The organism is Streptomyces sp. NPDC111628 (genome assembly GCF_055635195.1).
In genome coordinates this window covers 566,300-584,773 of record NZ_JBVKBZ010000001.1, presented here as the reverse complement: position 1 = coordinate 584,773, position 18,474 = coordinate 566,300, and the positions used below count along the sequence as shown (strand labels likewise).

At 71.8% G+C, this 18,474-nt stretch carries 19 protein-coding genes; 6 read left to right on the top strand and 13 right to left on the bottom strand.

Annotated elements, in window-relative coordinates; all coding sequences use genetic code 11:
- Window positions 1-66: 66 nt before the first annotated feature.
- Window positions 67-1,242: an alanine racemase gene (gene alr, locus ACZ7MF_RS02910; protein ID WP_471474116.1), complete on the bottom strand. Its 1,176-nt coding sequence runs from the start codon at window positions 1,240-1,242 to the stop codon at window positions 67-69.
- A gap of 78 nt (window positions 1,243-1,320) precedes the next feature.
- Between alr and ACZ7MF_RS02905 the strand changes: the two genes are divergently transcribed.
- Window positions 1,321-1,692, top strand: coding sequence for a holo-ACP synthase (locus tag ACZ7MF_RS02905; RefSeq protein ID WP_471474114.1), 372 nt, complete (start codon window positions 1,321-1,323; stop codon window positions 1,690-1,692).
- Window positions 1,693-1,714: 22 nt separating this feature from the next.
- Here the strand turns inward: ACZ7MF_RS02905 and ACZ7MF_RS02900 are convergent, their stop codons facing one another.
- Complete coding sequence (locus ACZ7MF_RS02900) at window positions 1,715-2,323, bottom strand: helix-turn-helix domain-containing protein (RefSeq protein WP_471474113.1); 609 nt, start codon at window positions 2,321-2,323, stop codon at window positions 1,715-1,717.
- A gap of 79 nt (window positions 2,324-2,402) precedes the next feature.
- On the opposite strand from ACZ7MF_RS02900, the gene ACZ7MF_RS02895 reads away from it, so the two are divergent.
- Both ACZ7MF_RS02895 and ACZ7MF_RS02890 read left to right on the top strand, forming a co-directional pair.
- Window positions 2,403-3,860 carry an NAD(P)H-hydrate dehydratase gene (locus tag ACZ7MF_RS02895; RefSeq protein ID WP_471474112.1) on the top strand — a complete coding sequence of 486 codons (1,458 nt, stop codon included), beginning with the start codon at window positions 2,403-2,405 and terminating at the stop codon, window positions 3,858-3,860.
- Window positions 3,861-3,901: 41 nt separating this feature from the next.
- Complete coding sequence (locus tag ACZ7MF_RS02890; RefSeq protein WP_471474110.1) at window positions 3,902-4,381, top strand: ASCH domain-containing protein; 480 nt, start codon at window positions 3,902-3,904, stop codon at window positions 4,379-4,381.
- A gap of 31 nt (window positions 4,382-4,412) precedes the next feature.
- Here the strand turns inward: ACZ7MF_RS02890 and glmS are convergent, their stop codons facing one another.
- Window positions 4,413-6,260 carry a glutamine--fructose-6-phosphate transaminase (isomerizing) gene (glmS, locus tag ACZ7MF_RS02885; RefSeq protein ID WP_471474109.1) on the bottom strand — a complete coding sequence of 616 codons (1,848 nt, stop codon included), beginning with the start codon at window positions 6,258-6,260 and terminating at the stop codon, window positions 4,413-4,415.
- Window positions 6,261-6,373: 113 nt separating this feature from the next.
- Window positions 6,374-7,180 (bottom strand): hypothetical protein, encoded by an 807-nt coding sequence (locus ACZ7MF_RS02880; RefSeq protein WP_471474108.1) that lies wholly within the window; start codon window positions 7,178-7,180, stop codon window positions 6,374-6,376.
- Window positions 7,181-7,454: 274 nt separating this feature from the next.
- Here ACZ7MF_RS02880 and coaA point away from each other — a divergent pair, with 274 nt between their 5' ends.
- Window positions 7,455-8,444 carry a type I pantothenate kinase gene (gene coaA / locus ACZ7MF_RS02875; RefSeq protein WP_471474106.1) on the top strand — a complete coding sequence of 330 codons (990 nt, stop codon included), beginning with the start codon at window positions 7,455-7,457 and terminating at the stop codon, window positions 8,442-8,444.
- A gap of 62 nt (window positions 8,445-8,506) precedes the next feature.
- On the top strand, window positions 8,507-9,448 hold the full coding sequence (locus tag ACZ7MF_RS02870) for a DUF389 domain-containing protein (protein WP_471474105.1): 942 nt from the start codon (window positions 8,507-8,509) through the stop codon (window positions 9,446-9,448).
- A gap of 84 nt (window positions 9,449-9,532) precedes the next feature.
- On the opposite strand, the gene glmM is transcribed toward ACZ7MF_RS02870, so the two are convergent.
- The 4 genes from glmM to ACZ7MF_RS02850 form a co-directional block, all read right to left on the bottom strand.
- Window positions 9,533-10,891, bottom strand: coding sequence for a phosphoglucosamine mutase (gene glmM / locus ACZ7MF_RS02865; protein ID WP_471474103.1), 1,359 nt, complete (start codon window positions 10,889-10,891; stop codon window positions 9,533-9,535).
- 214 nt (window positions 10,892-11,105) lie between these two features.
- A complete protein-coding gene (gene rpsI, locus ACZ7MF_RS02860) occupies window positions 11,106-11,618 on the bottom strand; it encodes a 30S ribosomal protein S9 (RefSeq protein ID WP_003974238.1) in 513 nt (170 codons plus the stop codon).
- A 42-nt stretch (window positions 11,619-11,660) separates the two neighbouring features.
- Window positions 11,661-12,104 (bottom strand): 50S ribosomal protein L13, encoded by a 444-nt coding sequence (gene rplM / locus ACZ7MF_RS02855; RefSeq protein ID WP_003974239.1) that lies wholly within the window; start codon window positions 12,102-12,104, stop codon window positions 11,661-11,663.
- A 207-nt stretch (window positions 12,105-12,311) separates the two neighbouring features.
- The gene (locus ACZ7MF_RS02850) at window positions 12,312-13,517 is read right to left on the bottom strand and encodes a glycosyltransferase family 87 protein (RefSeq protein ID WP_471474101.1); all 1,206 of its coding nucleotides are present in this window, start codon (window positions 13,515-13,517) and stop codon (window positions 12,312-12,314) included.
- A gap of 249 nt (window positions 13,518-13,766) precedes the next feature.
- Here ACZ7MF_RS02850 and ACZ7MF_RS02845 point away from each other — a divergent pair, with 249 nt between their 5' ends.
- Window positions 13,767-14,690 carry a hypothetical protein gene (locus ACZ7MF_RS02845; protein WP_471474100.1) on the top strand — a complete coding sequence of 308 codons (924 nt, stop codon included), beginning with the start codon at window positions 13,767-13,769 and terminating at the stop codon, window positions 14,688-14,690.
- 18 nt (window positions 14,691-14,708) lie between these two features.
- Here the strand turns inward: ACZ7MF_RS02845 and truA are convergent, their stop codons facing one another.
- From truA to rpsM, 5 genes are all read right to left on the bottom strand, one after another.
- Window positions 14,709-15,563: a tRNA pseudouridine(38-40) synthase TruA gene (gene truA, locus ACZ7MF_RS02840; RefSeq protein ID WP_471474099.1), complete on the bottom strand. Its 855-nt coding sequence runs from the start codon at window positions 15,561-15,563 to the stop codon at window positions 14,709-14,711.
- Between the two features lie 141 nt (window positions 15,564-15,704).
- Window positions 15,705-16,208, bottom strand: a complete 504-nt coding sequence (gene rplQ / locus ACZ7MF_RS02835) for a 50S ribosomal protein L17 (RefSeq protein ID WP_356855184.1) — start codon at window positions 16,206-16,208, stop codon at window positions 15,705-15,707.
- Between the two features lie 116 nt (window positions 16,209-16,324).
- Window positions 16,325-17,347 carry a DNA-directed RNA polymerase subunit alpha gene (locus tag ACZ7MF_RS02830; protein WP_003966937.1) on the bottom strand — a complete coding sequence of 341 codons (1,023 nt, stop codon included), beginning with the start codon at window positions 17,345-17,347 and terminating at the stop codon, window positions 16,325-16,327.
- Window positions 17,348-17,477: 130 nt separating this feature from the next.
- Window positions 17,478-17,882: a 30S ribosomal protein S11 gene (gene rpsK, locus ACZ7MF_RS02825; protein ID WP_003948617.1), complete on the bottom strand. Its 405-nt coding sequence runs from the start codon at window positions 17,880-17,882 to the stop codon at window positions 17,478-17,480.
- A 67-nt stretch (window positions 17,883-17,949) separates the two neighbouring features.
- Window positions 17,950-18,330 carry a 30S ribosomal protein S13 gene (gene rpsM, locus ACZ7MF_RS02820; RefSeq protein ID WP_003974244.1) on the bottom strand — a complete coding sequence of 127 codons (381 nt, stop codon included), beginning with the start codon at window positions 18,328-18,330 and terminating at the stop codon, window positions 17,950-17,952.
- Window positions 18,331-18,474 lie beyond the last annotated feature (144 nt).

The window sequence follows — 18,474 nt, the reverse complement described above, 5'->3', positions numbered from 1 at the left end:
ACACCCGCCGGCCGCTGATTCACCTGAACGCGCGTGCCCGCGCGCGTCACTTCGCCGACGGGCGCGTCACTCGTTGACGTAGACGCGCGGGACGCGGCTTCCGATCCGGGTGACGATCTCGTACGCGATGGTGCCCGCCGCCTGGGCCCAGTCCTCGGCCGTCGGCTCGCCGCGGTCGCCCGGTCCGAACAGCACCGCCTCGGCGCCCGGCTCGGGCCGGTCCCCGCCCAGGTCGACGACGAACTGGTCCATCGCGATCCGCCCCGCGACCGTGCGCCACTTGCCGTCGACCAGGACGGGGCCGGTGGAGGAGGCGTGCCGGGGGATGCCGTCCGCGTAGCCGAGCGGGACGAGGCCGAGGGTGGTCTCGCCGGGGGTGGTGTAGTGGTGCCCGTAGCTGACGCCGTGGCCGCCGGGGACCTGCTTGACCAGGGCCAGCGAGGCGGCCAGCGTCATCACGGGGCGCAGCCCGAAGTCGGCCGGGGTGCCGATCTCGGGGCTCGGCGAGACGCCGTACATCGCGATGCCGGGCCGTACGAGGTCGAAGTGGGCGTCGGGCAGGGTGAGGGTGGCCGGCGAGTTGGCGATGTGCCGCACCTCGGGGCGCAGGCCCTGCCGCTCGGCGTAGGCCGTCATCTCCCGGAAGCGGGTGAGCTGGGCGGCGATGGAGGGGTGGCCGGGCTCGTCGGCGCAGGCGAAGTGGGACCAGAGCCCGGTGACCCGCAGCAGCCCCTCCTCCTCGGCCCGCAGCGCGGCCCCGACCAGTTCCTCCCAGTCCGCGCCGGGCTGGCAGCCGCCCCGGCCGAGCCCGGTGTCGGCCTTGAGCTGCACGCGCGCGGGCACCCCGGCCGCCCGTGCCGCGTCGACGACTTCCGCCATGGCCCACATGGCGCTGACGGACACGTCGAGACGGGCCTCGACCGCCTCCCGCCAGGGCCCGCCGGGGGTCCACAGCCAGCACATGATCCGTACGTCGTCCGGCAGTCCGGGCTCCGCCGCCCGCAGGGCGAGGGCCTCCTGCGGGGTGGCGGTGCCGAGCCAGGTCGCACCGGCCGCGACGGCCGCGCGGGCGCAGGGGAGCGCGCCGTGGCCGTAGGCGTCCGCCTTGACGACGGCCATGAGAGCCGCCCCGGGGGCCCGTTCGCGCAGTGCGCGTACGTTGGCCCGCAGGGCGGCCAGGTCGATCTCGGCCCGGGCGCGCAGTACCGCGTCCGCGTCCCGCCGAGCAGTTGTCTCGCTCATCGTGCCCCCAGTCTCTCAGAGCACCCGGCCACCCCGGCCGCACGCCGCCTGGCAGGAGCTGTGGCTATGGTTCCCGGCATGAGCATCATCGGGGTCGGGATCGACGTGGCCGAGGTCGAGCGGTTCGGGGCGTCGCTCAAGCGCACACCGGCCCTGGCGGGGCGGCTGTTCCTGGAGAGCGAGTTGCTGCTGCCCAGCGGGGAGCGCCGGGGTGTGGCCTCGCTCGCCGCCCGTTTCGCGGCGAAGGAGGCGCTGGCCAAGGCGCTGGGCGCACCGGCGGGGCTGCTGTGGACGGACGCCGAGGTGTACGTCGAGGACAGCGGGCGGCCGCGGCTGCGCGTGTCGGGGACGGTGGCGGCGCGGGCGGCGGAGCTGGGCGTGGCGTCGTGGCACGTGTCGCTGAGCCACGACGCGGGGATCGCGTCGGCGGTGGTGATCGCGGAGGGGTAGCCCCCCCGGGCAGCCCTCGGGGTCAGTCGGGGGTCGGCCGGACCCGGATGTGCATGCGCTCGCCCTGCGCGCCGTACAGGGCGAGCCACTCGACGGGCTGGTCCCCGGCGTTGGCGATGCCGTGCGGGACGCGGGTGTCGAACTCCGCCGTCTCCCCGGCCGTCAGGACGAGGTCGTGCTCGCCGAGGGCGAGGAGCAGGCGGCCGGAGAGCACGTAGAGCCACTCGTGGCCCTCGTGCGTCCCCTGTTCGGGGCGCGGTGTCCACTCGGTCCGCGGGGTGGCCGGGGCGGGGAGGATCTGCTTGTAGGCGTGCAGCCCGTCGTTGGGGTTCCGGGTGAGCGGGACCCACGTCTGTCCGTGCCGGGTGAAGGGGCGGGGATGGACGCGGGGGTCGCCGGTGCGCGAGCCGACGAGTTCGTCCAGGGGCAGCCGGTGCGCGCGGGCCAGCGGCAGCAGGTGCCGCAGCCCCGGCTCGCGCTGCCCCGACTCCAGCCGGGACAGGGTGCTCACGGAGATGCCGGTGGCGGTGGCGAGCTGGGCCAGCGTGAGCCCGCGGGCCTGCCGGATGGCGCGCAGGCGGGCCCCGAGCGAGGTCATCACCTGTGCCGTCTCGTCGTCACCGCCGCTCATGGGACCACTGTCCCCCATCGCGGATTCCGGCGAGCGGCGGGCCGTGCGTGTTCCCGGCGTACGGGGAAGACTCGACGGCATGCGGACTGCGTACAGCGTGGAAACGGTCAGGAACGCCGAACGGGAGCTGATGGCACGGCTGCCGGAGGGGGCGCTGATGCAACGGGCCGCGGCCGGGCTGGCCGCCGCCTGCGCCCAGGTGCTGGTCCGGGTGGCCGGGCGGGTCTACGGCAGCCGGGTGGTGCTGCTGGTCGGCAGCGGCGACAACGGCGGCGACGCCCTGTACGCGGGCGCGCGGCTGGCCCGGCGGGGCGCGGGCGTGACGGCGGTGCTGCTCGCGCCGGAGCGGGCGCACGGCGGCGGCCTGACGGCGCTGCGGCGCGCGGGCGGACGGGTTGCCGGAGGCGGGGCGTCCGGTTCCGCCGAGGAGTTGGTCGCGCGGGCCGATCTCGTCCTCGACGGCATCGTCGGGATCGGCGGCGAGGGCGGGCTGCGGAAGGAGGCCGTACCGCTGGCGGACGCGGCCGCGCGGTCCCGGGCCGCCGTCGTCGCCGTCGACCTGCCGAGCGGGGTGGACGCGGACACGGGCCGGGTGCGGGGGGACGTGGTCAGGGCCGACCTGACGGTGACGTTCGGGACGCACAAGCCGGGGCTGCTGATCGATCCGGCGCGGGAGTACGCGGGTTCGGTGCGGCTGGTGGACATCGGTCTGCCGCTGCCCGGCGAGGCGGCCGAGCTGGAGGCGTTGCAGCACCCGGACGTGGCCCGTCTGCTGCCGGTCCCGGCGGGCGAGAGCGACAAGTACCGGCGCGGGGTCGTGGGCATCGCGGCCGGGTCGGCCCGCTATCCCGGCGCGGCCGTACTCGCCGTCGCGGGCGCGCTGCGGGGCGGGGCCGGGGCGGTGCGGTACGTCGGTCCGGCGGGGGACGCGGTGATCGCCCGCTTCCCAGAGACGCTCGTGTCCGACCAGGGGCCGAAGCGGGCCGGGCGGGTGCAGGCGTGGGTGGTCGGACCGGGTGCCGGTGACGACGCGGCGACGGTGGCGCAGGTGCTGGCGGCGGAGGTACCGGTGCTGATCGACGCGGACGGCCTGCGGCTGGCCGACGCGGACGCGGTACGGGCGCGCCAGGCGCCGACGCTGATGACCCCGCACGCCGGGGAGGCGGCGGCGCTGCTCGGGGTGGGCCGGGAGGAGGTCGAGGGGGCCCGGCTGGCCTCGGTGCGCGAACTGGCGACGCGGTACGGGGCGACGGTGCTGCTGAAGGGCTCGACGACGCTGGTGGCCAGTGCCAAGGGCGGTCCCGTCCGGGTCAACGCGACGGGGACGTCGTGGCTCGCCACGGCCGGGAGCGGGGACGTGCTGTCCGGCCTGGCGGGGTCGCTGCTCGCGGCGGGCCTGTCGGCGGTGGACGCGGGGAGCGTGGGCGCGTACCTGCACGGTCTGGCGGGCCGCTTCGCGGCGGAGGGGGCCCCGGCGGGGGCGCACGACGTGGCGGCGGCTATCCCGCGGGCCTGGCGGGATGTGCGCGGGGACTGAACCGGCACTTTGGGCGTGGGCCTCGCCGGTACGGTGATCGCATGGCCCTCGAACCGGACCCGATCCCCTCCCCTTCCCCGCCCGTCCCCGACCTGGGGTCGCTCCCCTGGGCCGAGTTCGGCTTCCCCGGCCCCCTGCGCGACCGGCTCGTCGCGGCGATCCTGGACGGCTCGAAGACCTCCACGACCGGGCTCGTCGCCGACTACGAGCACGAGGGCGAACCGCTGCCCGAGTCCGGTCGCCGCGCGGTGGTCGTCGACTCGCGCGAACTCCCCGTCGCCGTCATCGAGGTGACGGAGGTGCGCGTCGTCCCGCTGGCCGAGGTGGACCTCGCCCACGCGGTCGACGAGGGCGAGGGGGACACGAGCGTGGCCGAGTGGCGGGCGGGCCACGAGCGGTTCTGGCACGGCGCGGAGATGCGCGCGGCGCTGGACGACCCGGAGTTCACGGTGGACGACGCGACACCGGTGGTCCTGGAACGCTTCCGGGTCGTGACCGTGCTGCCCGCCACCGGCGGCTGAGGAACCGCCGCGGGGCGCGCGCCGGGCGGACCTACTCCACCGTCACCGACTTCGCCAGGTTCCGCGGCTGGTCCACCTCGTTGCCGCGGGCCGTGGCCAGTTCGCAGGCGAAGACCTGCAACGGCACCGTGGCCACCAGGGGTTGCAGCAGCGTCGGGGTGGCCGGGATCCGGACGAGGTGGTCGGCGTAGGGGACGACCGCCTCGTCGCCCTCCTCGGCGATGACGATGGTGCGGGCGCCGCGGGCGCGGATCTCCTGGATGTTGGACACGATCTTGTCGTGCAGGATCGAGCGGCCGCGCGGGGACGGCACCACGACCACGACCGGCAGGTCCTCCTCGATCAGCGCGATCGGCCCGTGCTTCAGCTCGCCCGCCGCGAAGCCCTCGGCGTGCATGTACGCCAGCTCCTTGAGCTTGAGGGCGCCTTCGAGGGCGACGGGGTGGCCGACGTGCCGGCCGAGGAAGAGGACCGTGTTCTTGTGGGCGAGGGAGCGGGCCAGTTCGCGCACCGGGTCCATGGTCCCCAGGACCCGTTCGACCGCGCCGGAGACGCCGGACAGGTCGCGGACGACGTCGCCGATCTCGTCGCCGTACTTCGTGCCGCGCACCTGACCGAGGTAGAGGGCGACCAGGTAGCAGGCCACGAGCTGGGTGAGGAAGGCCTTGGTGGAGGCGACGGCGACCTCGGGGCCCGCGTGGGTGTAGAGCACGGCGTCGGACTCGCGGGGGATCGTCGAGCCGTTGGTGTTGCAGATCGCGAGGACCCTGGCGCCCTGTTCGCGGGCGTGGCGCAGGGCCATCAGGGTGTCCATGGTCTCGCCGGACTGGGAGATCGCGACGACCAGGGTCTGCTGGTCGAGGATCGGGTCGCGGTAACGGAACTCGCTGGCCAGCTCCACCTCGCAGGGGATCCGCGTCCAGTGCTCGATGGCGTACTTGGCGATCAGCCCGGCGTGGTACGCCGTGCCGCAGGCGATGACGACGACCTTGTCAACCTCCCGGAGCACCTCCGGCGGGATGCGCACCTCGTCCAGGCTCAGTGCGCCGGAGCCGTCGATGCGGCCGAGGAGGGTGTCGGCGACGGCCTTGGGCTGCTCGGCGATCTCCTTGAGCATGAAGGAGGCGTAGCCGGCCTTCTCGGCGGCCGAGGCGTCCCAGTCGACGTGGTAGGAGCGGACGTCCGCCGGGGTGCCGTCGAAGGCGGTGACCCGCACGCCGTCCCGGCGCAGCTCGACGACCTGGTCCTGGCCCAGCTCGACGGCGTCCCGGGTGTGCGCGATGAAGGCCGCGACGTCCGAGGCGAGGAAGTACTCGCCCTCCCCCACGCCCACCACGAGCGGCGAGTTGCGGCGCGCGCCCACCACCACGTCCGGCGCGTCCGCGTGCACCGCGACCAGCGTGAACGCGCCCTCCAGCCGCCGGCACACCAGCCGCATCGCCTCGGCGAGGTCGGCGCAGGCCGAGTACTCCTCGGCGAGCAGGTGGGCGACGACCTCGGTGTCGGTCTCGGAGGGCAGTTCGTGGCCGCGCTCCGCCAGCTCGGCCCGCAGCGGCGCGAAGTTCTCGATGATGCCGTTGTGGACCACGGCCACCCGGCCCGCGTTGTCGAGGTGCGGGTGGGCGTTGGCGTCGGTGGGGCCGCCGTGGGTGGCCCAGCGGGTGTGGCCGATGCCGGTGGCGGCGGACGGCAGCGGGTGTTCGGACAGTTCCTTGTCGAGGTTGACGAGCTTGCCGGCCCGCTTGGCGGTGGCGAGGCCGCCGTCCGCGAGCACGGCGACGCCCGCCGAGTCGTATCCCCGGTATTCGAGCCGCTTCAGTCCGGCCATCACGACATCGAGTGCCGACTGAGGCCCTACGTATCCCACGATTCCGCACATAAGCGGCAGCCTACGAGCAGGATCGACCGCGCGGCGGCCGCAAAGCGGGCATTCTGTGCCCGATATCGGAAATTCCCACCGGGGTACGAACGCCGCCCGCCGTCTTCGGCCCGTCAGCCGAGCTTGGCGACCTGCGCGTCGACGACCTCGGCGGGGACCTCGAACTCCGCGCCGGTCATCATCGAGGAGAGGTTGACGGCGCCGAAGGTGGCGAGGGTGGCACCCTTGCGGACCACGACGAGCTTCATGAGCCCGCTGCTGTCCCCGCCGGTGGCCACACCGAGGTTGACGGTGAGCCCCTCGTCACCGGCCTTGAGGCGGTCCACCCCGCTCACCTTGGTGACCCGCATCTTGTCGCTGCCCACGGTGGTGTCGAAGCCGCCCGCGCACTTCTCGACGGCCGCCTTCAGACCCGCCATCGCCTGCTCGGCGCCGCCGTCCGCGTACGAGGCGACGTTCAGCAGGATCTTGTTCACGTCGATGTCGGTCATGTCCTGGCCGTCCGGGCCCTTGCTCTCGGAGGGCGCCTCCGTCTGTCCCTGCCAGGAGCGCTGCACGTCCGCCGCCGGCTCGCCCTGGGCCACCGCGCCCTGGACGTAGACGAGCGGCAGACAGGCCTTGTCGCTCGTCGAGATCTGGTCCTTGGCCACCTGGTCGTCCGCCGACAGCTCGGTGGCGACCTCGCCGTTCTTGACGTCGGCCTGGGCGAGGGCGACCTTCTCCAGCTCGGCGGCGGTCAGCGCCTTGCCCGCCGGTGCGGACGCCCCGGCGCCCTCCGCCGGGGCGGACTGCTCCGCCTTGGCCTTGTCGTCACCGGCCGCGGAGTCGTCGTCGGACGACCCGCCGCAGGCGGTGGCGAGCAGGGCCAGGGCGGCGGCGGAGGCGGCGAGGGCGGTACGGCGGACAGCGGTCGAACTCACGGCAGCACTCTTTCGTCGGTTCACTTCAGTCGGTTCACTTCAGGGGATGTCGACTCGCGTCGGAATCTGTCGAGTCACGTCGGGGCCGGTGATGAGATCCGGTCGACTTTGCCCGCACCATACCTACGGCATTCGCACGTACGATCGATAACTGGCCATCCGAGACCCGACCGTGATCTGGACGGGCCCCGCCGGAGGCCGGCGGGCCACGGCGGACCGGCCGACGTGACACAGCCCACCTGCCGCCCCGTTCGTACTCCGTTAACAATGGACTGTGATCTCTCCGGTCCCCTCGATTCCCCGGAGCGCCCACCGGCAACGGCCGGAGGCGACTCCCTACGTCGACCTCACCCGCCCCGAGTGGAGCGCGCTGCGCGACAAGACGCCGCTGCCGCTGACCGCCGAGGAGGTCGAGAAGCTGCGCGGCCTCGGCGATGTCATCGACCTCGACGAGGTGCGGGACATCTACCTCCCGCTGTCCCGGCTCCTCAACCTCTACGTCGGCGCCACCGACGGTCTGCGCGGCGCGCTGAACACGTTCCTCGGCGAGCAGGGCTCCCAGTCCGGCACGCCCTTCGTCATAGGGGTCGCCGGTTCGGTCGCGGTCGGCAAGTCCACCGTCGCCCGCCTGCTCCAGGCGCTGCTCTCCCGCTGGCCCGAGCACCCGCGCGTGGAACTGGTCACCACCGACGGCTTCCTGCTGCCGACACGGGAGCTGGAGGCGCGCGGCCTGATGTCGCGGAAGGGTTTCCCCGAGTCGTACGACCGCCGGGCGCTCACCCGGTTCGTCGCCGACATCAAGGCGGGCAAGGCGGAGGTGACCGCCCCCGTCTACTCCCACCTCATCTACGACATCGTCCCGGACCAGCGGCTCGTCGTCCGCCGCCCCGACATCCTGATCGTCGAGGGCCTCAACGTGCTCCAGCCCGCGCTGCCCGGCAAGGACGGCCGCACCAGGGTCGGGCTCGCCGACTACTTCGACTTCAGCGTGTACGTCGACGCGCGCACGGAGGACATCGAGCGCTGGTACCTCAACCGCTTCCGCAAGCTGCGCGCGACCGCCTTCCAGAACCCCTCCTCGTACTTCCGCAGGTACACGCAGGTGTCGGAGGAGGAGGCCCTCGACTACGCCCGCACCACCTGGCGGACCATCAACAAGCCCAACCTGGTGGAGAACGTGGCCCCCACCCGGGGCCGGGCCACCCTGGTACTGCGCAAGGGCCCCGACCACAAGGTCCAACGCCTGAGCCTGCGCAAGCTGTGAGGCGGGCGACGCATGTGGGGCGGGCGGGGCACGTGGGGCTGGCGGCGCGATAGAAATACCGGATGCTGCATCTGCGCCTGATCACTCCGGCCGACCGCACCGACGAGGTGGTCCGCCTGATCGACCGTACGGTCGGCACCACCCACCTCGTCGTCCTGCCGGGCGCCGCCCGCGAACCCGAGGGCGACGTCGTCATGTGCGACGTGGCCCGCGAAGCCGGGGACGAACTCATCAACGGCCTGCGGGCGTTGGGCATCGACAGCTGCGGCGCCATCACCGCCGGGAACATCGACCTGTCGCTGTCCGAGCGCGCCGACCAGGCGGAGCGGGACGCGCCCGGCGAGGCCGCCGACGCGGTGCTGTGGGAGCAGTTGGAGGAGGCGACGCACGAGGAGTCGACGCTCTCCATCACCTACGTCGCCTTCATCACGCTCGCCACGATGATCGCGGCCTGCGGTGTCGTCCTCGACAACGCGATCCTGATCGTGGGCGCGATGGCGGTCGGCCCGGAGTTCGGCCCGCTGGCCGGGATCTGCACGGCGATCGTCCAGAAGGCACCGCGCCTCGCCCTGCGTTCCCTGATCGCCCTGCTGGTGGGCTTCGCGGTGGCGATGGCGGTGACTGTGGGCTTCAGCTGGATCATGACCGAGTTCGGCCAGTTCAGCGAGGCCAAGCTGGAGGGCGACCGGCCCAACACCGGCTTCGTCTACGCCCCGGACGCCTTCTCCTTCGTGGTGGCGATCCTCGCCGGCATCGCGGGCACGCTGTCCCTCACCTCGGCGAAGTCCGGCGCCCTGGTGGGCGTCGCCATCTCGGTCACCACGGTCCCGGCGGCCGCGAACGCCGCCGTCGCCCTGAGCTTCGGCGACACCAACCAGACAGTGGGCTCCACCGAACAACTCCTGCTCAACCTGGCAGGCATCGTGGTCGCCGGAACCCTCACGTTGCTGGCCCAGAAGGCGTTGTGGTCAACCCAACGACGCCGGATGGGCAAGCCCACCTAGGGGCGCGGGGAACTGCGCGACAAGCCACAACGAACCCGCAGCCCGCATCACACAGAACCCCCACCCCGAACCCGGCACCGAAAACTAACCGAGCGCAGACTTCACCGAATCGGCCAACCGCCCCGCCACGGACCGAGCCTGCTCGATATCGGCCGCTTCCACCATCACCCGCACCAGCGGCTCGGTCCCCGACGGACGCAGCAACACCCGCCCGGTGCTGCCAAGCTCCCGTTCGGCCTCGGCCACGGCGGTCGCCAGCTCGGCAGAGCTCGTCACCCGCGACTTGTCCACGTCCGGCACATTGACCAGCACCTGCGGCAGCCGCTCCATCACGGACGCGAGGTCCGCCAGCGTACGCCCGGTCTGCGCGACCCGCGCCGCCAGCATCAGCCCGGTCAGCGTGCCGTCACCCGTCGTGGCGTGGTCGAGGATGATGACGTGGCCGGACTGCTCGCCGCCCAGGGCGTAGCCGTGCTCCTTCATCTCCTCCAGGACGTACCGGTCGCCGACCCCGGTCTGCACGAACCGGATGCCCTCGCGCTCCATGGCGAGCTTGAAGCCCAGGTTGGACATGACGGTGGCCACGACGGTTTCGGACCGCAGCGCCTCCCGCTCCCGCATCGCGAGCGCCAGCACGGCGAGGATCTGGTCGCCGTCGATCTCCGCACCGGTGTGGTCCACGGCCAGGCAGCGGTCCGCGTCGCCGTCGTGGGCGATGCCGAGGTCCGCGCCGTGCTCGACGACGGCCGCCTTGAGCAGGTCGAGGTGGGTGGAGCCGCAGCCGTCGTTGATGTTGAGGCCGTCGGGCACCGCGCCGATGGTGACCAGTTCGGCACCGGCCCGCGCGAACGCCTCCGGCGAGACCCGGGAGGCCGCGCCGTGCGCCTCGTCGAGGACGATCTTCAGTCCGTCGAGGCGGTTCGGCAGGACACCGACGAGGTGGGCGACGTACTGGTCGAGCCCCTCGTCGTAGTCGCGGACCCGGCCGACACCGGCGCCGGTCGGGCGCTCCCAGGGGGCGCCGGTGCGGTGGTCGGCGTAGACGGACTCGATGCGGTCCTCCAGCTCGTCGGCCAGCTTGTGGCCGCCGCGGGCGAAGAACTTGATGCCGTTGTCGGGCATGGCGTTGTGGCTGGCGGACAGCATCACACCGAGGTCGGCACCGAGCGCGCCGGTGAGGTGGGCCACCGCGGGCGTCGGCAGCACGCCGACCCGCAGCACGTCCACACCGGCGCTGGCGAGGCCCGCGACCACCGCGGCCTCCAGGAACTCACCGGAGGCACGCGGGTCCCGGCCGACCACCGCGGTCGCCCGGTGCCCGGCGAAGGTACCCGCCTCGGCCAGTACGTGCGCCGCGGCGACGGAGAGGCCCAGCGCCAGCTCGGCCGTCAGATCCGCGTTGGCGACGCCGCGCACGCCGTCCGTACCGAAGAGTCGTCCCACTTGTCCTCCTGAGGAAACGTCAATTCCGGAAGCGGCTGCCCTGAATGCGGCCCACGCAGTCGGCTCCCGAAGGCCCGGGCACGCATCGCCCGACCATCGATCACATAAGCCTTAGAACGTCTTGTGCCGTTATACGCCCAACGGCAGGGATAAACGAATGCCCCGGCAGCACAGTGGCGTGCCGCCGGGGCGTTCGGAGTACAGCCGGTACGACTTAGCGCTTGCTGTACTGCGGGGCCTTGCGGGCCTTCTTCAGACCGGCCTTCTTGCGCTCGACCGCACGGTCGTCACGCTTCAGGTAACCGGCCTTCTTCAGCGCGCCGCGGTTGTTGTCCACGTCGGCCTCGTTCAGCGCGCGGGCGACACCGAGACGGAGCGCACCGGCCTGACCGGAGACGCCGCCGCCGGAGATGCGGGCGATGACGTCGTAGCGGTTGTCGAGCTCGAGCACCTTGAAGGGCTCGTTGACTTCCTGCTGGTGCACCTTGTTCGGGAAGTAGTCCTCGAGCGTGCGCCCGTTGACCTTCCACTTGCCGGTGCCCGGGACGATCCGGACACGGGCGATGGCGTTCTTGCGACGGCCCAGGCCGGCGGCCGGCTGGGGCTCGCCGAACGCGGAGGCCATCGACTCCGAGGTGTACTCGCCCTCGACGGGCACCTCGGACTCGGTGGTGTAGCTGTCGATGTCGATCTCTTCGAGCGGCTGCTCGGGAGTGGTCTCGGCCACGATGCTCCTCAGATTCTCTTCAGTCTTAAAGGGTGGCCGGAACTACTGCGCGACCTGGGTGATCTCGAACGGCTGCGGCTGCTGCGCGCCGTGCGGGTGCTGGTCACCCTTGTAGACCTTCAGCTTCGAGAGCATCTGACGGCCCAGGGAGTTCTTCGGGAGCATGCCCTTGATGGCCTTCTCGACGGCTTTCTCCGGGTTCTTGTCCAGGAGCTCGTCGTAGCGCACGGAGCGCAGACCGCCCGGGTAGCCGGAGTGGCGGTACGCCATCTTCTGGGTCCGCTTGTTGCCGGAGAGGTGCACCTTGTCGGCGTTGATGATGATGACGAAGTCACCGGTGTCGACGTGGGGCGCGTAGATCGGCTTGTGCTTGCCGCGCAGGATGGAGGCCGCAGTGGTGGCCAGACGACCCAGGACGACGTCCTGGGCGTCGATGACGTGCCACTGGCGCGTCACATCGCCGGGCTTGGGGCTGTACGTACGCACGGTTCGTAGCCTTCGCTTCTTCAGTGAGTGGTCCTGACATGGTCACCGAAGACGATCACGACAGCCCTGACCGCACCGCGGTGACGCATACCGCGTGCAGGTCGCTGGTCATCGGTCCCGGTGGACCGGTGTAAGGGCCCCTCACGTGAGAATGAGCAAGCCAATACACATACGACTGTGCAGAATACCCGGGCCCGGGCGGCCCGGTCAAAACGGGGCCGCGGGGGCGCGCTCCGGCTCCGGCGCACGCCCCGGGGGCACCCGCTCTCCGGCGCCCGCCGGAGAGGTCCGGGCCTGCCGGGCGACCGTCACCGCGAGGACGCAGAGCGTGAACGCGTCCCGGAAGGCACGCCGCCGCTCCCCCTCCAGCCAGGGCCAGGTCAGCCCGGGTGCCTGGGGCACCAGGGCGATCCAGAACCACACCCCGCGGGCCACCGACCCGGCGTACGGCAGCCCCGCGAGCAGCAGCGGCAGGGCGACCAGGAGATAGTGGTCGTAGGACGGCCGGGAGACGAGGAACGCCGAGAGCATCAGTCCCGCGCCGGTCTCCGCGAGCCGCAGCGGACCGGGGTCGGCACGGCGCCAGCGCCGGTACGCGCAGAGCACCCCGGCCGAGGCCGCCGCCACCGCGAGCCCCTGCGCGAGCGCCGGCGGCACCCCGAGCCGGGGCAGTACGGCCGCCGGGGAGGCTTCGTAGAGCCGTACGAAGCCGTCGTCGCCGTGCAGCAGGAAGGGCAGGGTGCGGGTGAAGAAGCCCGCCGGGTCGGGCATCGCCAGCGCCGCCGCGGCGGAGGCCAGCGCGGGCACCAGGACGGCCGCGAGCAGCGCCCGCCACCGTCCGGCGAAGAGGAAGAGCAGGACGACGGGCGCGAGCAGCGGCTTGAGCGCCACGGCCGCCCCGATGACGATCCCCGCCCCCGTCCAGCGCCCCCGGCTCGCCAGCAGCAGGGCCAGCGGCAGTGCCACCGTCGCCGTCACCGTCCAGTTGCCGAGCCGTACCAGGTGCCCGAACGGCGCGAAGCCCAGCGCGAGCCCGGTCAGCCCGAGGACCGCGAGCCTGCTGCCCAGCGGCACCCGGTGCAGGCGCAGCGCGCAGGCCCAGGCCAGCGTCAGCAGGACGGTCACCGCGCAGGGCACCAGGACCCGCAGGACGGCCCCGGGCAGCAGCGCCTGCGGGACGGCAGCCAGGACGGCGCTCGGCAGGTAGAGGAAGTGCGGGTCGTCGTAGGGAGAGCCACCGGCCAGCCAGGTGCGGGCGGCCCGCACGACGATCGCGTTGTCCATGCCGCCGTCCGAGGTCGTCCGTGCCGCGTGCGCGGCGGAGGCCGCCAGCACCGTCACGAGCACCGCCCACGGATGCCTTCCCGCCGGTTGCACCAACCACCCGGAGATGTCGCTTTTGCCCGTCCGCATGCACGGAACGCTAGGCCCTGCCACCCCCAAGTCCCGGCACCAGCACGCCCTTCGGCCCGTCACAGGCCCTGTCGTCAGTCTCCCGCCTGCTCGGCGGCGTCTGGCACGCACATCTGCGGCGTTGTCGTCAGTCGCCGACGCTCCGCGTCGACTCCCTCCTCCGCCTTGCAGCTGCACGCACCAGACGCCGCCGAGCCCGCCCTTCGGGCGGACGACGGGAGACTGACGACAGGGCCTAAGATGCGCCCCATGAGCTTTGGGCAGGGGGGACCTCAGTCGCAGTGGGATCCCTGGACACCGCAATCGCAGCAGCCGCAGTCTCAGCAGTCACAGCAGCCGCAGTCGCAGCAGCCCTGGAACAGCGGGAACAGTGACAACACGCCGGACTGGGCTGCCCTCGCCGAGGCCTCCGAGGCCCGTGCCAAGCGGCGCCGGCTGTTCTTCATCGGGGGCGGCGCGCTGGCCACCGTGGCGATAGCCAGTGCCGTCGCGGTGGCCGTGGTCTCGGCGAACGGCTCGGACCAGGCGTCCGACGGCGGTTCCTCCCAGCTCCCCACGACCGCGGAGATACCCAGCTCGACGGCCACCGAGCCGTCCTTCGCCCCGACCAGCGCCCCGCCGCCGCTGGACCCGAAGGACTTCGTCTCCAGCGTCAAGAAGGACAAGGCCCCGCTCAGCCCGGACCTGCTCTTCCCCGGGACCCAGCTGACCATGGGCGAGACGGTCTACAAGAAGGGCCCGACGGCCGACACCCGCACCTGCGGCTCCGCCGTCCAGGGCACCCTGCCGAAGGTCCTCGACGCCAACAAGTGCACGCGCCTGCTCCGGGTCACCTACACCAAGGGCGACACCGCCGTGACGGTCGGCGTGGCCGTCTTCGACACCGAGGCGCAGGCCGCGAAGGCCAAGAAGGACGCCGACAAGAAGAGCATCGTGCGCTCCCTGTCCGGCGGCGGCGTCAAGTCCTTCTGCACCGGCGCCGTCTGCCGCTCCACCACCAACTCCTACGGCCGTTACGCCTACTTCACGGTCGCCGGCTTCACCGGCGCCAAGGACGTCACGGAGAAGTCCACCGGCGTCTTCCGGGCCGGTGACGACCTGGCCGAGTTCGCCTTCCGGCAGATCCGCCGACGCGGTGAGGCCCAGGCGTCGGCGGCGGCGGACGCGGGCTGACGCCCACCGCCCGCCCCGTCAGCAGCAGCCGGTGCCCGGCAGCGACCGCTTGTTGCGCGCCTCCTTGTTCCGGGCGGCCAGCAGTTCGTCGGCCGGGTAACCGACCTCCTCCAGCGTCAGCCCGTGCGGCCGTACGACGTGCACGGCCGAGTCGCGTACGCCCGCGGCGAGCACCTTGGCCGGCCAGTCGGGCCCGCGGTGCCCGTCGCCGACGAACAGCAGCGCCCCGATCAGCGAACGCACCATGTTGTGGCAGAAGGCGTCGGCCCGCACGGTGGCGGTGACGATCCCGTCCTCACCCCGCACGAGACTCAGCTCCTGGAGCGTCCGGATGGTGGTCGCCCCCTCCCGCTTCTTGCAGTAGGCGGCGAAGTCGTGCTCGCCCAGCAGTCCGCGGGCGGCCTCGTTCATGGCGTCCACGTCGAGCGGCCAGTCGTGCCACAGCACGTGCCCGCGCAGCAGCGGGTCGACGCCGCCCGGGTTGTCGGTGACCCGGTAGGCGTAGCGCCGCCAGACCGCCGAGAAACGGGCGTTGAAGCCACTGGGCGCCTCGCGCAGCGCCCAGACCCGCACGTCCCTGGGCAGCCGCCCCGCGAGCCGCTTGAGCAGCTTCACGTGGTGCTCGGCCCACACCTCGCGCGGCAGATCGACATGGGCGACCTGGCCCCGGGCGTGCACGCCCGCGTCGGTCCGTCCGGCGACCGTCAGCTCGTACGTCTCCCGCGACCGCGTGACCGTCCGCAGCGCGTCCTCGATCTCCCCCTGCACGGTCCGCCGCCCCCCGGCCTGCTTGGCCCACCCGGAGAACTCCCTCCCGTCATAGGAGAGATCCAGCCGCACCCGCACAAACCCGGCCTCAACTTCGTCACTCACCCAGAGATCCTCTCACCAACGAAAAAGCGGGCCCGCCCCTCGAAAGGAGCGGACCCGCAACGCCCTCAAGGGGCGCGGAGAACTGCGCGACCAGCCACGACGAAAGCCGCAGCCGAAATCGCACAGCCCCCGGCAGAACGCTTACGCGTCCTTCGACTCCTCGGCCGCGGCCTCGTCGTCGCCCTTGGTCGTGTCGACCTTGGTCTCGACGGCCTCGGTGCCCTCGGCGTCCTTCGCGGCACGCTTGGTCGCGGCCTCGGCCTCGCCCGTGGCCTCCTGCGCCACGGTCAGCGCCTCGACCAGCTCGATGACGGCCATGGGCGCGTTGTCGCCACGGCGGTTACCGATCTTGGTGATCCGGGTGTAGCCACCGGGACGGTTCTCGTAGCGCGGGCCGATCTCGGTGAAGAGCGTGTGGACGATGCTCTTGTCCGTGATCACCTGGAGCACCTGACGGCGGTTGTGAAGGTCGCCCTTCTTCGCCTTGGTGACCAGACGCTCGGCGTACGGACGCAGCTTGCGCGCCTTCGCCTCGGTGGTGGTGATCCGGCCGTGCTCGAAGAGGCTCTTCGCCAGGTTCGCGAGGAGCAGCTTCTCGTGCGCGGCACTGCCGCCCAGACGGGCACCCTTGGTGGGCTTCGGCATGATGTTTCTCCTAGGTGTCTGCCCCGGCCGTATCAGGTACCGAAGTCAGTATCCGAGCAGGCGGCCGCCTGTCGGAGATCCGGGGGCCTTCACGAGGCCCCCGGAAGTGGTGCCGATCAGTACTGCTCGGTCTCCACGAAGCCCGCGTCCGCGTCGTCGTCGGCGCCGAAGGCGTCCGCGGCGGCGGTCGGGTCGAATCCGGGCGGGCTGTCCTTGAGCGCGAGGCCCATGCCGGCCAGCTTCGCCTTGACCTCGTCGATCGACTTCGCACCGAAGTTGCGGATGTCGAGCAGGTCGGCCTCGGACCGCGCCACGAGCTCACCCACGGAGTGGATGCCCTCGCGCTTGAGGCAGTTGTACGACCGAACGGTGAGCTCCAGCTCCTCGATCGGCAGCGCCAGATCGGCGGCGAGCGCGGCGTCCGTCGGGGACGGACCCATGTCGATGCCCTCGGCGTCGATGTTCAGCTCGCGGGCGAGACCGAACAGCTCGACCAGGGTCTTGCCGGCCGACGCCATGGCGTCGCGCGGACGCATCGCCTGCTTGGTCTCGACGTCGACGATCAGCTTGTCGAAGTCGGTGCGCTGCTCGACACGCGTGGCCTCGACCTTGTACGTGACCTTGAGAACCGGCGAGTAGATCGAGTCGACCGGGATGCGCCCGATCTCCTGACCGACCTGCTTGTTCTGCACGGCGGAGACGTAGCCGCGACCGCGCTCGACGGTCAGCTCCATCTCCAGCTTGCCCTTGCCGTTGAGCGTGGCGAGGACGAGGTCGGGGTTGTGCACCTCGACACCGGCCGGGGGCGCGATGTCGGCGGCGGTGACCAGACCCGGGCCCTGCTTGCGCAGGTACATCACGACGGGCTCGTCGTGCTCCGAGGAGACGACCAGCTGCTTGATGTTGAGGATCAGGTCGGTGACGTCCTCCTTGACGCCCGGCACGGTGGTGAACTCGTGCAGGACACCGTCGATGCGGATGCTGGTGACAGCAGCGCCGGGAATCGACGAGAGGAGGGTGCGGCGCAGGGAGTTGCCGAGGGTGTAGCCGAAGCCCGGCTCCAGCGGCTCGATGACGAACCGGGAGCGGAACTCGTCGACGACCTCTTCGGTCAACGAGGGACGCTGAGCGATCAGCATGTGGTGATCCTTCAGTCAGGGGCGCCCGCTATTTGACGCCCGACCAGTACTGCAAGGGTACGGGCGATACGACCCGAAAGAGCCGTACCGCCCGGAAACCCTGGTGAAGCGATGCCGCGGTGAAGCGGGATCAGACGCGACGACGCTTCGGCGGACGGCAGCCGTTGTGCGGGGTCGGCGTGACGTCCTGGATGGAGCCGACCTCGAGGCCGGTCGCCTGCAGGGAGCGGATGGCGGTCTCACGACCGGAACCCGGGCCCTTGACGAAGACGTCGACCTTGCGCATGCCGTGCTCCTGCGCGCGACGGGCAGCCGACTCGGCGGCCATCTGCGCGGCGAACGGCGTGGACTTCCGGGAGCCCTTGAAGCCGACGTGGCCGGCGGAGGCCCAGGAGATCACGTTGCCGGTCGGGTCCGTGATGGACACGATCGTGTTGTTGAACGTGCTCTTGATGTGCGCGTGGCCGTGAGCGACGTTCTTCTTTTCCTTGCGGCGCACCTTCTTGGCAGCGCCCTGACGTCCCTTGGGGGGCATGTCGTTCTCCTACGGGAGGTGGTCGGTCCTACAGCGAAGACCGCTGGACGGCGAAGTCCGCTGCGGACTACTTCTTGCCCGGCTTCTTCTTGCCGGCGATGGCGCGACGCGGACCCTTGCGGGTGCGGGCGTTGGTGCTGGTGCGCTGACCGCGGACGGGCAGACCGCGACGGTGGCGCAGACCCTGGTAGGTGCCGATCTCCACCTTGCGGCGGATGTCGGCCTGCACCTCGCGACGGAGGTCACCCTCGGTCTTGATGTTGTTGTCGACGTACTCGCGGATCGCGACGAGCTGCTCCTCGGAGAGGTCCCGAACACGGGTGTTCGGGTCCACGCCGGTGGCGGCGAGCGTCTGCTGCGAGAGGGTCCGGCCGATGCCGAACACGTAGGTGAGGGCGATCTCGACGCGCTTTTCGCGCGGGATGTCAACACCGGAAACGCGTGCCATTCAATGGCTCCAGTTGATTGTCGGAGGTCTTCCACAGAACCGGTCCCCGGTCGCCGTATGAGGTACGTATCGGGTCCCCGGCCTCCGAACCGGGGGTGTCGGACGCCTGGGCGCCCGGGTCCTGCGTATGAACATGTTCAGCTC

What these genes read in the sequence shown, in the direction of transcription:
- alr (WP_471474116.1), bottom strand. Translation starts at nt 1,242, where the DNA reads ATGAGCGAGACAACTGCTCGGCGGGACGCGGACGCGGTACTGCGCGCC.
- ACZ7MF_RS02905 (WP_471474114.1), top strand. Translation starts at nt 1,321, where the DNA reads ATGAGCATCATCGGGGTCGGGATCGACGTGGCCGAGGTCGAGCGGTTC.
- ACZ7MF_RS02900 (WP_471474113.1), bottom strand. Translation starts at nt 2,323, where the DNA reads ATGAGCGGCGGTGACGACGAGACGGCACAGGTGATGACCTCGCTCGGG.
- ACZ7MF_RS02895 (WP_471474112.1), top strand. Translation starts at nt 2,403, where the DNA reads ATGCGGACTGCGTACAGCGTGGAAACGGTCAGGAACGCCGAACGGGAG.
- ACZ7MF_RS02890 (WP_471474110.1), top strand. Translation starts at nt 3,902, where the DNA reads ATGGCCCTCGAACCGGACCCGATCCCCTCCCCTTCCCCGCCCGTCCCC.
- glmS (WP_471474109.1), bottom strand. Translation starts at nt 6,260, where the DNA reads ATGTGCGGAATCGTGGGATACGTAGGGCCTCAGTCGGCACTCGATGTC.
- ACZ7MF_RS02870 (WP_471474105.1), top strand. Translation starts at nt 8,507, where the DNA reads ATGCTGCATCTGCGCCTGATCACTCCGGCCGACCGCACCGACGAGGTG.
- ACZ7MF_RS02850 (WP_471474101.1), bottom strand. Translation starts at nt 13,517, where the DNA reads ATGCGGACGGGCAAAAGCGACATCTCCGGGTGGTTGGTGCAACCGGCG.
- ACZ7MF_RS02845 (WP_471474100.1), top strand. Translation starts at nt 13,767, where the DNA reads ATGAGCTTTGGGCAGGGGGGACCTCAGTCGCAGTGGGATCCCTGGACA.
- rplQ (WP_356855184.1), bottom strand. Translation starts at nt 16,208, where the DNA reads ATGCCGAAGCCCACCAAGGGTGCCCGTCTGGGCGGCAGTGCCGCGCAC.
- ACZ7MF_RS02830 (WP_003966937.1), bottom strand. Translation starts at nt 17,347, where the DNA reads ATGCTGATCGCTCAGCGTCCCTCGTTGACCGAAGAGGTCGTCGACGAG.
- rpsK (WP_003948617.1), bottom strand. Translation starts at nt 17,882, where the DNA reads ATGCCCCCCAAGGGACGTCAGGGCGCTGCCAAGAAGGTGCGCCGCAAG.
- rpsM (WP_003974244.1), bottom strand. Translation starts at nt 18,330, where the DNA reads ATGGCACGCGTTTCCGGTGTTGACATCCCGCGCGAAAAGCGCGTCGAG.